We start from the raw sequence: 13,789 nt of genomic DNA on the forward strand, positions 1-13,789 counted from the left end.
AACGCCAGTATCAACGTCGCGGCAGGACAGGGCGGGATCCCCCGCCCCCGGCGGACAGCCGGTGCCGGAGGGACGACACCGCCCACACAGCGGTCGAACGTCCGTGAACCTCAACCTGAATGGGTTGGAATCCCCCTCTTTTAAGAGGGAGGGGGAGGATGTCAAACAACACCCACCACTGCGCTCACCGTCATGACCGAGCGGCCCGACGAAAGCCGGTCGGGGCCACGGGTAGGGCCAGGGCCAGTGCCAGTGCCAGTGCCAGGGCCAGGGCGGGGGTGAGGAGTTCTCTGCCCGTACCCAGTCAGGCCGACCGCAGGGTGGTGCCGGCGCGACGGCAGCGACTGCGCTACGAGAGCGCTCGAGGACGGGGTCGCTCGACGCCGTGGGCCTCGAGGCCGCCGCTGTGGCGGTCTCGAGGGTGAAGTGTGAATGACTTTGCTCGGCGTTGCCTACCGGTGAGTCGTGTTTTAGGCATGGGATCAAGAAGTTCAGGTCTCAAGTAATGCACGAATGAAGGGATGGCCTCCGCCTCATGAATCCCCCCACCCCGAGGCCCAGGAACCTGCTGCGTGGCGCGCTCGCCGTCGTGGCGGCCGGGCTCGCCGCCGTGGTTCCGTTGGCTGGTACGGCCGCCGCGACCCCGCTGACCGGCAAGGCGCAGCGGACCGTCACCACCGCCGAAGGCGAGACCTTCCGGTTGCGGCTGAAGGCCGGCCCCGTCGTCCTGCCCGCCACCGGCGCCACCGTCAAGGTCAAGGGCGCCGGCTACAACCGGGAACAGGGCGTCTTCCTCGCCTTCTGCGTGATCCCGGACGGCGTCGAGGTGGGCGACCCCACCACCTACACGTCGCTCCCCGGCCCCTGCCTCGGCGGTCGTGAGGCGCAGGACGGCTCGTCGCGCCGGATCACCGACACCGGCACCGGCACGCCGGGCATCACCCTCCCGTACGAGAGGGGCGGCAGCTTCCGTACGACGCTGAACCTCAGGCCCGAGATCGCCGACGGCAAGGTCTGCGGCGAGACCGTACGCTGCGCGATCGTCACCCGCGCCGACTTCACGGCCACGAACCAGCGGCTGTACGACCAGTACATCCCGGTCCACTTCCTGCCGGGCGGCGCGGTGATCCAGCCGTAGCCTCCGTGTCAGTGGCGCGGATGCCCTACGGTGCCCGTGCCTCGGGCCGCTCTCACCCAGGGCGCCGGAGCGGCCCCGCACCCGTATCCGTGAGGAACTCGGCCAGGACCTGGGCGAGCCGTTCCGGCTGGTCCTCGGGGACGAGGGTGGAGGCATCGGCGATCTCGACGAGACGGCCCTTCGGATACAGCTCCGCCAGCCGGGGACCGTGCTCGCGCGGCATGAGGCGGTCCTCGGTGGCCCAGACCACCAGCACGGGACGGTCGTAGTCACGCAGCCGCTCGCTCCACTCCAGCAGGACCTTCCGCTCGGGCGCCGACGTGGCGAACTTGGCGAAGTCCCGGCGGATGGCCCTGCTCCTGGTCGCGGGGCCGAACCAGTCGGCCATGATCTCGGCCGGGATCCCGCGCACGCTCATCCCGCCGTACCCGTTGCGGTTGTCGCGGAACGCGGGGACCCGCATCAGCCGGGTCAACAGCCAGACTCCGCCGGGAACCCCGCACACCCTGGCCACGGCCTTGGCCGCTCCTGGGGGAAAGTTGTCGAACGCCTCGCAGGCCACCAGCACCATCCGCCCCACCCTGCGGCCCTGCTCCTCCGACACCAGGAACTGGCCGCCGCCCCAGTCGTTGAGGACGAGGGTCACGTCGTCCAGCCCCAGCCGTTCCAGGAACTCGCCCAGCAGCCGTGCGACACCACGGTGGGACAGGTCGGCGTCCGGACGCATCGGCCGCCGGTGGCCGCCGAGCGGCAGAGTGGGCAGCACACAGCGGTAGCCCTCCAGCAGCGGTACGACCTTGCGCCACTGCGTCCCGTTCATGGGCAGACCGTGGCTGAACACGATGACCGGTCCCTCGCCGCCGGTGTCCTGATAGTCGATCGTTCCGGCCGACAGCTCGATCTGCGGCATGGCGCCCCCGTCTGACTGGTCGTCCCCCACCGGTGGGACGGTGAGGCCGCCGCCACGCTATTGCGGCCGACAGCGACAGGCCAAGGGACTGCCCGGACACGGTGAGTCCCCGGTTCAGGCCTTGCCTCGCACTCACCCATGTGTGCCAGAGCATGCTTGCGCGCACACAACCACCAGCGGTCCACAACCCCTCCTCGACGGGCTGCGCTGCGTGGAGCCTCCCTCGAAGGCCCTGGCGGAGACGAAACGGCTGCTCACGGCTAAGGTGCTGGAATCCTTCGACCTGGACGCGGGCAGGCTGAGCAGGCTCTCGGCCAGGGTGTTCGACTCCGACGAGGCGGACGAGGGGACGAGGGGACGAGGGGGACGAGGGCCTTCCGAGAGAGACGGGATCCGCGATGGGTGGTGTGACCATGGTCGGCGTGTTCGACCGTGCACCGAAGCAGGACCGCAGCAGGGCCACCCGGCAGCGGCTCCTCCAGGCCGCCGTGGCCTGCCTCGCCGAACACGGCTGGGCCGGCTCCACCGTCTCCGTCGTCGCCGAACGCGCCGGCGTCTCCCGAGGCGCCGCCCAGCACCACTTCCGCACCCGCGAGGACCTGTTCATCGCCGCCGTCGAATACGTCGCCGAGGAACGCTCCCTCGCCCTGCGTGCCCTCTTCCCCGAGGGCACCGCCGACCGGCGCGCCGTCGTCGCCGCCGTCGTCGACCTCTACACCGGCCCTCTCTTCCGCGCCGCCCTCCACCTCTGGGTCGCCGCCTCCAACGAGGACCAGCTCCGCGCCCGCGTCACCGAACTCGAAGCCCGCGTCGGCCGCGAGACCCACCGCATCGCCGTGGACCTCCTCCACGCCGACGAAACCGTCCCCGGCGTCCGCGAAACCGTCCAGGGCCTCCTGGACATGGCCCGAGGCCTCGGCCTCGCCAACCTCCTCACCGACGACACCGGCCGCCGCGACAAGGTGGTGGCCCAGTGGGCGACCCTCCTGGACGAGGCACTGGACCGGCCCTAGCAAGCCACTCTCAGGGACTCAGCCGCTCCACCCGCCACGACCCGTCCGCCTCCGCCACGTAGCGCAGCCGGTCGTGCAGCCGGTTCCACCGCCCCTGCCAGAACTCCACACTCTGCGGCGCCACCCGGAAACCACCCCAGTGCGGCGGCACCGGCACCTGCTCGCCCTCCGGATAGCGAGCGTGCAACTCCGCGTACGCCACGTCCAGTTCGGCCCGCGAGGAGATTACCGAGGACTGCGCGCTGGCCCACGCCCCCAACTGCGAGCCGTGCGGCCGCGTCCGGAAGTACGCCGCCGTCTCGTCCCGCCCCGTCCGCCGCGCCGTGCCCGTCACGATCACCTGCCGGGCGACCGCGTGCCAGGGGAAGAGCAACGAGACGTACGGGTTCTCCGCCAGGTCACGCGCCTTGCGGGAGTCGTAGTTCGTGTAGAAGACGAAACCCTGGGCGTCGTACGCCTTCATCAGCACCGTACGAGAACCGGGGCGCCCCTCGGCGTCCGCCGTCGACACGACCATGGCGTTCGGCTCGAAGACTGCGCCCTCCTGCGAGGCCTGCAGGAACCACCGTGCGAACTGCTCCATCGGATGCCCGGCCAGCTCACTCTCGTCGAGCCCGTCGGCCCGGTACTGCTTGCGCATGAGAGCGGGGTCGGGCACGGGGTGCAGGCCGGGATCGTTCACGCGTTCATCTTGCCGCATCCACAGTGAGCGAGGAGGCTGGTGGCACTGAGTGCCGCACACCCTCCCCAAACCTGGCACTCAGGCGTATGGTGCTGGGACATCCCGGTTGAGCCTTCCGCCAAACCACCCCCTGGCGCACACATCACGAGGAGCCGCCTGATGTCCGACTTCGTACCCGGGCTCGAAGGAGTCGTCGCGTTCGAGACGGAGATCGCCGAACCGGACAAGGAGGGCGGCGCACTCCGGTACCGGGGCGTCGACATCGAGGACCTGGTCGGCCACGTCTCCTTCGGCAACGTGTGGGGCCTGCTCGTCGACGGCGCCTTCAACCCCGGACTGCCGCCCGCCGAACCGTTCCCCATCCCCGTCCACTCCGGCGACATCCGCGTCGACGTCCAGTCCGCGCTCGCCATGCTGGCCCCGGTCTGGGGCCTGAAACCGCTGCTGGACATCGACGAGCGGCAGGCCCGCGCCGACCTCGCCCGCGCCGCGGTCATGGCCCTCTCCTACGTCGCCCAGTCCGCCCGTGGCCAGGGCCTGCCCATGGTCTCGCAGCGCGAGATCGACAAGGCCCAGTCCGTCGTCGAGCGCTTCATGATCCGCTGGCGCGGCGAGCCGGACCCCAAGCACGTCGCGGCGGTCGACGCGTACTGGACGAGCGCGGCCGAACACGGCATGAACGCCTCCACCTTCACGGCGCGGGTCATCGCCTCGACGGGCGCGGACGTGGCGGCGGCGTTGTCGGGCGCCGTCGGAGCCATGTCGGGCCCCCTCCACGGCGGCGCCCCCTCCCGGGTCCTCGGCATGATCGAGGAGATCGAACGCACCGGCGACGCCGACGCCTACGTCAAGCAGGCCCTCGACAAGGGCGAGCGCCTCATGGGCTTCGGCCACCGCGTCTACCGCGCCGAGGACCCCCGCGCCCGAGTCCTCCGCCGCACCGCCCGCGACCTCGGCGCCCCCCGCTTCGAGGTCGCCGAGGCCCTGGAGAAGGCCGCCCTCGCCGAGCTCCATGCCCGCCGCCCCGACCGTGTCCTGGCGACGAACGTCGAGTTCTGGGCCGCGATCGTCCTCGACTTCGCCGAGGTCCCGGCCCAGATGTTCACCTCGATGTTCACCTGCGCCCGCACGGCCGGCTGGTCCGCCCACATCCTCGAACAGAAGCGCACCGGCCGCCTCGTCCGCCCCTCGGCCCGCTACATCGGCCCCGGCCCACGCGACCCCCGGGAGATCGAGGGCTACGACGACATCGCCCGCTAGCTATGGCTGGCGTCGCCTCTGCCCAAGCCGGCCGGGTTCGACCGCTGCGCCGTGTCGGGATGCCGCACACGGCGCAAACTCGGGCCCGACCGGCAGCACCTCTGTTTCGGTCTCAGCCTCGTCCGCAGCGACCAAGCGCGGCCCGAACCTGGTTGAGCCCCTCACCTCTCCAGCGGTCCCGGTCCGGCATGTGGTCGCCTCGGCGCCAGCGCCAGGCCGAGAACATCGCCCAGTTCAGGGCCCGGTACCGGTGGATCAGGTAGGGGTCGGCCCCCGCGTAGTGCCTTCCGACCTCTTCGGGCGTATGGGCGAGATCGAACTCGATCGGCCCACGGCAGCACGTGGCGAGGTCCACGAAAAGCGGCCCTCTCCTGGTGTTCAGGAGGTTGCCAGGATGCGGCTCGCCGTGCAGCAGCTGGTCGCCGGCTCTGTCGGCGCCGATCGCGGCGCTCAGACCACTGAGTGTGTCGCAGAGGAGTTCCCGGTCGGAATCGGGCAGCTCGGGGGACTGCTCCCGGTCGCTCACCTCTCTCAGCGCCATGGCGACTCGATCGGTGACATGCGGGGCGTCCAGATCGATCCGGCGCAGGGCGGCATGGTGCCGCATGAACACGTCCGCGTGGTCGGCCGGCGCGATCTCTGATCCCACAGGTTCGTAGTAGGTCCAGAGCGAGACGGCGAAGGCACCGCGCACATACACTCGCGCGTCGACCCGAGGATCGAGCTCAGCCACCGGAGCGCCGACATCGGCGAGACGGCGAGCAACCTCCACCTCGAACTCGGAATCAGCCAGATGCCCCGAAGGCGCGACCCGAGCCAGCACCTCGCAAGGCACCAGGCGCAGTGCGACACGGTCCGAGTTGTGGAGGACGACCACATCGTCGACCCGAAGGCCGAGCTCCGAAGCGGTCGCCCGGCCCGCCTCGACCGCACGGCGCAGTTCCCATGGCTCCATGCCGTATTCCCTCGTCGTCGTCGAGCACAGATACGCCTGACGCCTGTGAAACGCGGACGACCCGCAGACTCTGGGTCCCTCCACCACCAAGGGCGGAGAAGCCGGCCGGACGTACCGGCGAGTCTGCGGGTCGGGTGACTGCTTGAGATTGGGCCGGCTGCGCGCTCAAGTCGCGCTGGTCCGGCACCGCACTGTGTGTGGTGCAGGGCCGCTAGCCCGCAGCCACCTCACGCGTCCGGTTGTCATACATCTGCCGAACCACCTCCTCTCTCGTGTACCCACACCCTAAGAAGTGCTCGGAAGGCGCTCAAGCGATTTTCTGAGGTGATTGCCGAGGTATTACCGCAGGACGGCGAAGACCGCGTGGGCCCGGGTGCCGTCCGGCAGGTTCCAGTGCCCGGTGACGCGCCCTTGCGCACCCTCCGGCAGGCCGAGCGGACCGGGCTGGAGCACGCGGTTCAGCTGGAGGCGAGCGGGCCCGGGCTGGACAGTCAGTTCGGTGCCCCCGGTGGTGTCCGTGGTGCTGAAGGCGGCCACGGACAGTGGGCCTTCTCCCTCGTAGGACCGGGTGATCTCGTGGTCGGGGGTGTCGGTGAGGCTCTGGGCCTGGGGGACGGTGCGGCCTTCGAAGAGGGCCAGGAGCTGGGCGAGGAGGACGGGGTCGTGGGCGCCGTCGTAGGCCCAGCGCCTGCCCAGGACGCCGTGCTCCGTCGTGCCGATGAGGGCGTGGTCGGCGTCGGGGAGCGGGGCGCCCCGGTAGGTGAGGGGGGCCAGGTAGTGGACCGGGGCGGGGCCCGAGGTGTCGGTGGCGACCATGAACTCGATGCCGACCTCGCCCTCCGGGTCGTCGAGCCGGAAACCGCCGGCCTTGGTCAGCTCGGGCGTGGCGGTGCCGCCGGCGTACCAGGGGCGGGTGGGGAGCCAGGCGGTGAGCAGTTCGAGCTTGGTGGGCTTGAGGGTGGTGCGGTGGATGACAGCCATGGTGTGCATTCTCGGCGGGACCGATGAGCGTACGCGAGCCGTTTGTGCCGCCTGCCGCCGCGCTTCTTCGCGGCGGCAGCCCGCCGCCCCTGCGGTACTTCGGCGCCTCGCATGTCCACGCGCCGCTCGGCCGGATCTGCGCCTCGCCCCTCCACAGGGCACGACCCGGGCCTACTCCGTCGACCTCTCCAACGCCTCCAGGTCCAGGCATGCCGCGATGTGGAGGGCGATGTCCTCGGCGTACACCGCGTCGGTGCGTTCGAAGGGGGTTCGGCCGGCGCCGCGGAGGAACGTGACGACCCCGAGGGTGCGGCCACGGCTGCGCAGGACGGCGCAGAGGGCGTGGACGGTGCCCGGGGGCCACTGGCGGCCGGTGGCCCAGTCGCGGGCGGCTTCGGGGGCGGCGCTGCCGGCGCTGGCGCGGACCGAACCGGCGCGCTCCACGCACTGGAGGGCGGGGTGGCCGTGGCCGTAGCGCACGGGAATGCCGGCGTGGCCGGCGAGGTGGCTGGGGCCGGGGGAGCCGGAGGGGGTGGCGGCGGCGCGTACGAGGCGGGCGGGGCCCTCGCCGTCGGTGAGGACGCCACCGGCGACGCGGTCGATGAGGGCGTGGTCGGCGAACCCGGCGAGCGCGAAGTCGAGGTGGACGGTGGCGGCCTCGCCGGGGTCCTCGCACTCGGCGGCGGCGCGGGCGGCCCGGTGGAGCTGGTTGACGCGGAAGCGGAGCTGGGCCGCTTCCTGCTCGGTCTGTTTGGACTCGGTGATGTCCTGGAAGAGCCAGCCGACGCCCAGCGGCACCGGCTCCTCGGCGAGGGGCGAGGCGAGGCGCAGGAAGCCACTGCGCCAGCAGCGGCGCTTCTCACCGTCCGGCGTGCGGATCCCTACCCAGATCTCGGCGGGCGCGGGCGGCGCGCCCTCGGCCAGTACGTGGGTGAGGGCGCTCTCCAGTTCCTCGACACCCTGGGCGAGCAGTTCGCCGAGGGGGCGCCCGAGAACCGCCGTACGGCCGATGCCGAGGGAGCGGGCGGCGTGTGCGTTGACGACGGCGGGGCGCAGGTCGGCGTCGACGAGGACGACGCCCCAGGAGGCGTCCTCGAAGAGGGCCTCGCTGAGGGCGATGGAGCGTTCGAGGTCGATCTGCGCGTGGACCTCGCTGAAGGCGCAGTACAGCCCGGCGGGTTTGCCGTCGGGCCCGTGTACGGCGGCGGACTGGGTGCGTACGAGGACGCGGCCGCCGTCCTTGGTGACCAGGGCGAACTCGTGGACCTGCCGACCGGGTGCGTGCATGGCGGCCATCAGCCGCCCCTCGACCTCCTCGGCGTCCGCCGTCCGTACGGCCCACCCGGCGAATCCCCGGCGCCCGACGGCCTCCTCCACGCTCCAGCCCAGGATGCGTTCGGCCTCGCGGTTCCAGTGGGTGACGACGCCGTCGGCGTCGAAGGCGCACAGGGCCGCGTCCATGCCGTCGAGGAGGGCGGCGAGCAGGTCCGAGCCGCCGGAGTCCGCGGAGTCCATGGAGTCCGCGGCGCCTTCGGTGTCCTCGGTGTTCACCGTGCCCTCGATGTCCTTGGTGTCGTCCGTCGGACCGTCACGCTCGGGCTCGTCGGGCCCGAGCTCGTCGGTGGTCCCACTACGCCGGGAAGCACTCACCTGAACCCCCTGCAGGCTGCGTTGCGTCCGCACGTACGGCGCGTCGATTCGCTCACTCGTCTTCATTCAACTCGAACGTGACCCAGCCCACATCCGGTTCACGCAAGATGTGGACGAAATCGTTGTACGGCGGATTTCCTTCTCTCCCTTCCCAGGGTTCCCACGAACCCGGGGGAGCAGTCAACGCAGGTAGAAGATCCGGTCGCCGTACTCGCGCATGACCCGGTCGTTCCAGTCGAGTCCGCCGTCGACGTTCCCGGAGCGCAGCAGCGGCGGTTCGACGCCCCGGTCCGCGAGGGAGGCGACGGCGGTGGCCATGACGGACTGCAGGATCGCGGAGGTGACGACGGTGGAGGCCGGGGCGAAGGGGGCGGGGACGGTGTCGAGGGTGAGTTCCGCGTCGCCGACCGCGATCTTCGTGTCGAGGACGAGGTCGCAGTGGTCCTTGAGGAAGGTGCCGGAGGCGTGGCGGGACGTCGTCTCGGTGGTGTACGCGAGCGAGGTGACGCCGATGACCTTGACGCCCAGTTCGCGGGCGTGCCGGGCCATCTCCAGGGGCAGCGCGTTGCGTCCGGAGAGCGAGATCACCACGAGCAGGTCGCCGGCGCGCAGCGGGCTCGCGTCCAGTACGGCGGTCGCCAGCCCGTCGACCCGTTCCAGCGCCGATCCGAGGGTCACAGGCATGACGTCCACACCCACTGTCCCGGGCACGGCCAGCAGGTTCATCAGCGCGAGGCCGCCGGCCCGGTAGACGAGGTCCTGTGCGGCGAGCGACGAGTGTCCGGCACCGAAGGCGAAGAGCCGGCCTCCGTCGGCGACGGTGTCCGCGATCAGTTCGCCTGCCGCGGAGATGCTCTCGCCTTCTTCATGCCGTACGCGTCCCAGCAGCCCGATCGCCGCGTCCAGGAACCGTGCTCCTGTCGTGCCGCCGTCCAGCCCCATGCGCCGACCCTTCCCTCGCCTTGTCCGGAGTCCTCAGTGGCACCGATCACGTTAAAGGTCTGGACCAGTGGGGTGTCAATACGGTGCTTTCCTCGTCTGTGGGCCCCTCCCGGGTGGAGCGGACTCGGGAAATGGGGCGCCATGTGGCAAATCGGTCACCCGGTGGGGGCTGTGGCGCCGTCGTTCCACCGCCGCCACCCGGTTGTCGGTCCTATGCGCAAGAATTGGGTCCAGGGCCAGCGCAGCAAGCCGGTGTGGCCGTCGAAGAGCCTCCGGCTGAATCTCATCGAGGGGCACGTATGTCCGGACTGATCGACACGACGGAGATGTATCTCCGCACCATCCTCGAGCTGGAGGAGGAAGGTGTGGTCCCCATGCGCGCCCGGATCGCCGAGCGGCTCGACCAGAGCGGCCCCACGGTGAGCCAGACGGTCGCGCGCATGGAGCGCGACGGCCTGGTGTCCGTCGCGGCGGACCGCCATCTGGAGCTCACGGAGGAGGGCCGCCGGCTGGCGACACGCGTGATGCGCAAGCACCGCCTCGCGGAGTGTCTGCTCGTCGACGTGATCGGGCTGGAGTGGGAGCAGGTGCACGCGGAGGCCTGTCGCTGGGAGCACGTGATGAGCGAGGCGGTCGAGCGCCGCGTCCTGGAGCTGCTGCGCCACCCCACCGAGTCGCCGTACGGCAACCCGATCCCGGGCTTGGAGGAGCTGGGCGAGAAGGACGGCGCGGACCCCTTCCTGGACGAGGGCATGGTCTCGCTCGCGGACCTCGACCCGGGCGCGGAGGGCAAGACCGTCGTCGTACGCCGGATCGGCGAGCCCATCCAGACGGACGCGCAGCTCATGTACACGCTGCGTCGCGCGGGAGTGCAGCCCGGCTCCGTGGTGAGCGTGACCGAGGCGGCAGGCGGCGTCCTGGTGGGCAGCGGCGGCGAGGCCGCCGAGCTGGCGGCGGACGTTGCCTCCCACGTCTTCGTCGCCAAGCGCTGACCCGCGACGGTACGCGGTCGGCCGCCGAGCGCCGACCGCGCCCGGATCCGCCCCGCATCGCGCGGACCGGTACACAGCGGGCACGGCCACCGCGCCCGCTGTGTACCACGAGCACGGCCGATCGCGCCGTGCCCGCCGTGTACCCGGCCGCCAGCGCCGTGCCGTGCCATGTGCCGGTCCGCGCCACCGTGCCCGTCTACCGGCCCCCGCATCGAACAGACCGGTAGACGGCCGCCCGCGCTGTGCCGTCCCCGCGTGTGCCCGGCCGCCCGCAGTGGATCGACCGAGTGCCCGGCTGCGGCCCTGCGCCGCCCTGCGCCGCTCTGCCGCGTCCCGCTCCGACCAGTGCCGACCATCCCGTGTCGCCGCATGCCATCCCCTGTCGGTCGCTGTTCGGCGCGTGTCGAGGGATGTCCGTCTCGCCCGACAACTCCCGCTGCGGGAGGGGAAGTTGTGGCGTATTGGGGTCCGTGTTCGCGATCCCGTCGAATCCAGGATTCAGTGCGCCGAATCGCAGCGCCGGGGCCGTTCGCATGCGAGGCTTGCGCGTGAGGCATATGACCTGAGGGGCTCTTGGCCGCCCGAGACGGCGATCTTCGGTGGCAGGGGAGGGGGCGGGGCGGATGTGCCGTGGACATGAGGAGGGCCCCGGCGCCGTGTGGCGCCGGGGCCTGTCCTCCCCTGTGCTGACCCGGAGCCCCGAGCTCCCAGGGTCATCCCCCTCGGACCGTTTTCCCCGAGCGGTCCGCCTCCCGTTGAAGATCTCCCCTCGGTGGCGGCGGGCAACCCTGGAGGAGGGTCACTCGAATGAGGGGTGTTGTCGCCAAGAACGGCATCTTCGAATGTGTATTCGATAACGTGTACGGCGTGGCGTTGTGCGCCCCGTGCCCTGACCGACGCGCACACCCCACACGTAACGTGTCAACCGGTACGCACGCTGTAACACAGGGGCTCTCCGCCGAGTCACGCGCACGGCGCTGGGCATGCGGGAGCTACAGCAGAACAGCGGTACGACAGCAGTGTTGGACGAGTGGACCGGCCGGCTCGAAGCGGGAGCGAGAGACGGGAGCGAGCGGTCCGAGCGGGAGTCTGGGGGGTGCCAATGGTGCGGCGCATCGACGTGACGGGAGCGGGCGGCGTGAGTCTCGCCGCTTGGGAGTTCGGCGACCCGCCCAAGACCGGCGAACACATCGGCGACCCCAAGGAGGACGGGGCCGACGACACCATGCCGAGGCCCGGCGTCCTCTTATTGCACGGCCTCATGGGCCGTGCCTCGCACTGGGCCCCGACCGCCCGCTGGCTCTCCGAGCGGCACCGCGCCGTCGCACTCGACCAGCGCGGCCACGGCCAGAGCGCGAAGCCCGAGCAGGCCGCGTACACCCGTGAGGCCTACGTCGAGGACGCCGAGGCCGCGATCGAACAACTGGGCCTCGCCCCCGTGGTCCTGATCGGTCACGCCATGGGAGCGCTGACCGCCTGGCAACTGGCCGCCAAGCGCCCCGACCTGGTGCGCGGCCTGATCATCTGCGACATGCGGGCCTCGGCGCTCGGCGCCGCCTCGCAGCGTGAGTGGGAGAACTGGTTCAAGGCCTGGCCGCTGCCCTTCACCACCCTCGCGGACGTCCGCAAGTGGTTCGGCGAGGACGACCCGTGGGTGGAGCGCCCGAGCCCGTCCCGCGGCGAGTTCTACGCCGAGGTCATGCACGAAGGCCCCGACGGCTGGCGGCCCGTCTTCGACCCCGAGCAGATGCTCAAGACCCGCGAGACGTGGGTGTACGACGCCCACTGGGAGGAGCTGACCCAGGTCCGCTGCCCCGCCCTCGTCGTCCGCGGCCTTGACGGAGAGCTGGGCCGCGCCGAGTCCCAGGAGATGGTCCGCGTCCTGCCCCACGGCCAGTACGCCGAGGTCGCCGACGCCGGCCACCTCGTCCACTACGACCAGCCGGACGCGTGGCGCGCCGCCATAGAGCCCTTCCTGGACGGCTTCCCGGACTGAGTGGACGGCTACAAGCCCTGCCGGGTGGCTACGAGTTTCGCCGTACCGCTCGAGCCTGCCGTACGGCCACGCGCTCGGTCTCAGCCCTGCGCGGCCCTGCGGCGGCACATCCACCACACCGGCGACGCGCCGCCCGCCGCGACCACCGCCGCGGCGGGCGGCGCAAGCGGGCCGACCGGGAGGCAGGCGCCGGTGTCGGCGAGATCGCCGTCCTGGTCGGGCGGGTTCGCCGGCGGGGACTGCTGGTCACCGCCGCCGGGGGTGAAGGGGCCGGGCGCCGCAGAGCCCGCCCGGAGCGCTACCGCCGCCCGTCCCTGCCGCACGCATAGGCGAGCGGCGAGATCAGCTCCTCGGCGTCCGGCAGCCAACGGTTCGCCGGTGTGGGCCGCCGGGCCCACTGCACGGCTCCCCGCGACCCGTACCGCGTGGGTGGTGCCGCGACGAACTCGCCCTCGCCCAACGCCTTGAGGTCGAGCGCCAGCGGCGACCAGCCCAACTTCCGTACGAGATCGGGGACTTTGACCGACGCGCCGGGCAGCACGAAGAAGTGCATCCGACGGTCCGGCGTCCAGGTCACCGGCCCGAGGGTCAGCTCCATGCGTTCCATACGGGCCAGCGCCAGCAGGCCGGCGGTCTCAGGAACGTCGATCGTGTCGAACGTACGGCCGGTCGGCAGCAGGATCGACGCTGTGGGCTGCTTCGACCACAGACGGCGTGCGACGGTCGCACTGCCTGTCGCCTGGGTCGCCCAGTCCTCGCGCGCCGGGTGCGCGCCGGGGGCGGCGCACGCCGCGTTGCCGCAGGAGCAGTGCTGCACCCCGTCGACGGCTTCCAGCCAGGTACCGGGAAACACGTCCCAGTGGCGCTCTTCGGCGTATCGAACGGCGGTGTCCAGCAGCGATTCGCCACGCTGCTGCGGAATTTGGGCAGCTTCAGGGCCCGCGATGGTCTCTTCCACGATGAACACAACTCTAGCGGTCATCAGTGGTTACGGATGTCACATGCGCGGGGGAGAGCATTGCTCACGAGGCCGGGGCGCATGGGTGCATGCCCGGGGGCGCGCGAGAGGGATCACGGAGTGAGCCGGGTAGCCACGTGTGGGGTACAGCATGCGTGTTTACCCCGGCAATCCTGGCATGTCTCGCATCTTCGATATGTCGGCGGGGCATTGATCTTCGAGGCCGGATTCTTTCGATGCGTGGGTATGCGCTTTCGGTACGCGTGTTCGGCGCGCACCGGTGTCGTGTGAGCGCGTGGGCGAAGGGGTCGC

The 13,789-nt window shown here is 71.2% G+C and carries 13 protein-coding genes and 1 pseudogene; 6 read left to right on the forward strand and 8 right to left on the reverse strand.

Annotated features, from left to right (window positions below; genetic code table 11):
• Positions 1-535: 535 nt before the first annotated feature.
• Positions 536-1,138 (forward strand): hypothetical protein, encoded by a 603-nt coding sequence (locus ACFY9I_RS10140; RefSeq protein WP_390999180.1) that lies wholly within the window; start codon positions 536-538, stop codon positions 1,136-1,138.
• 52 nt (positions 1,139-1,190) lie between these two features.
• On the opposite strand, the gene ACFY9I_RS10145 is transcribed toward ACFY9I_RS10140, so the two are convergent.
• Positions 1,191-2,048 carry an alpha/beta fold hydrolase gene (locus ACFY9I_RS10145; RefSeq protein WP_391000348.1) on the reverse strand — a complete coding sequence of 286 codons (858 nt, stop codon included), beginning with the start codon at positions 2,046-2,048 and terminating at the stop codon, positions 1,191-1,193.
• A 187-nt stretch (positions 2,049-2,235) separates the two neighbouring features.
• Here ACFY9I_RS10145 and ACFY9I_RS10150 point away from each other — a divergent pair.
• Positions 2,236-2,459 (forward strand): annotated as a pseudogene (locus ACFY9I_RS10150) (enoyl-CoA hydratase); the annotation flags it as partial.
• A 2-nt stretch (positions 2,460-2,461) separates the two neighbouring features.
• Positions 2,462-3,061, forward strand: coding sequence for a TetR family transcriptional regulator (locus ACFY9I_RS10155; protein WP_391000350.1), 600 nt, complete (start codon positions 2,462-2,464; stop codon positions 3,059-3,061).
• A 10-nt stretch (positions 3,062-3,071) separates the two neighbouring features.
• Here ACFY9I_RS10155 and pdxH read toward each other — a convergent pair whose 3' ends face one another.
• Entirely contained in the window at positions 3,072-3,761 is a 690-nt protein-coding gene (gene pdxH, locus ACFY9I_RS10160; protein ID WP_390999183.1) for a pyridoxamine 5'-phosphate oxidase, read from the reverse strand.
• 141 nt (positions 3,762-3,902) lie between these two features.
• On the opposite strand from pdxH, the gene ACFY9I_RS10165 reads away from it, so the two are divergent.
• The gene (locus ACFY9I_RS10165; protein ID WP_390999186.1) at positions 3,903-5,003 is read left to right on the forward strand and encodes a citrate synthase; all 1,101 of its coding nucleotides are present in this window, start codon (positions 3,903-3,905) and stop codon (positions 5,001-5,003) included.
• 112 nt (positions 5,004-5,115) lie between these two features.
• On the opposite strand, the gene ACFY9I_RS10170 is transcribed toward ACFY9I_RS10165, so the two are convergent.
• The 4 genes from ACFY9I_RS10170 to ACFY9I_RS10185 all read right to left on the reverse strand — a co-directional run bounded on the left by ACFY9I_RS10170 (position 5,116) and on the right by ACFY9I_RS10185 (position 9,531).
• Positions 5,116-5,958, reverse strand: coding sequence for a phosphotransferase (locus ACFY9I_RS10170; RefSeq protein ID WP_390999188.1), 843 nt, complete (start codon positions 5,956-5,958; stop codon positions 5,116-5,118).
• Positions 5,959-6,297: 339 nt separating this feature from the next.
• Positions 6,298-6,939 carry a 1,4-alpha-glucan branching protein gene (locus ACFY9I_RS10175; RefSeq protein ID WP_390999191.1) on the reverse strand — a complete coding sequence of 214 codons (642 nt, stop codon included), beginning with the start codon at positions 6,937-6,939 and terminating at the stop codon, positions 6,298-6,300.
• Positions 6,940-7,110: 171 nt separating this feature from the next.
• The gene (locus ACFY9I_RS10180) at positions 7,111-8,589 is read right to left on the reverse strand and encodes a PAS domain-containing protein (RefSeq protein ID WP_390999194.1); all 1,479 of its coding nucleotides are present in this window, start codon (positions 8,587-8,589) and stop codon (positions 7,111-7,113) included.
• A 180-nt stretch (positions 8,590-8,769) separates the two neighbouring features.
• On the reverse strand, positions 8,770-9,531 hold the full coding sequence (locus tag ACFY9I_RS10185; RefSeq protein WP_390999196.1) for a sugar isomerase domain-containing protein: 762 nt from the start codon (positions 9,529-9,531) through the stop codon (positions 8,770-8,772).
• Between the two features lie 299 nt (positions 9,532-9,830).
• Between ACFY9I_RS10185 and ACFY9I_RS10190 the strand changes: the two genes are divergently transcribed.
• Positions 9,831-10,523, forward strand: coding sequence for a metal-dependent transcriptional regulator (locus ACFY9I_RS10190; RefSeq protein WP_328838525.1), 693 nt, complete (start codon positions 9,831-9,833; stop codon positions 10,521-10,523).
• A 1,102-nt stretch (positions 10,524-11,625) separates the two neighbouring features.
• Entirely contained in the window at positions 11,626-12,519 is an 894-nt protein-coding gene (locus tag ACFY9I_RS10195; protein ID WP_390999199.1) for an alpha/beta fold hydrolase, read from the forward strand.
• A gap of 80 nt (positions 12,520-12,599) precedes the next feature.
• Here the strand turns inward: ACFY9I_RS10195 and ACFY9I_RS10200 are convergent, their stop codons facing one another.
• On the reverse strand, positions 12,600-12,842 hold the full coding sequence (locus ACFY9I_RS10200; RefSeq protein WP_390999202.1) for a hypothetical protein: 243 nt from the start codon (positions 12,840-12,842) through the stop codon (positions 12,600-12,602).
• Positions 12,818-13,477: a bifunctional DNA primase/polymerase gene (locus ACFY9I_RS10205; protein ID WP_390999205.1), complete on the reverse strand. Its 660-nt coding sequence runs from the start codon at positions 13,475-13,477 to the stop codon at positions 12,818-12,820. Before ACFY9I_RS10205 ends, ACFY9I_RS10200 begins: the two co-directional genes overlap by 25 nt.
• Positions 13,478-13,789 lie beyond the last annotated feature (312 nt).

Origin of the sequence: Streptomyces sp. NPDC012510 (genome assembly GCF_042955065.1) — a bacterium.
Taxonomy (GTDB): domain Bacteria; phylum Actinomycetota; class Actinomycetes; order Streptomycetales; family Streptomycetaceae; genus Streptomyces.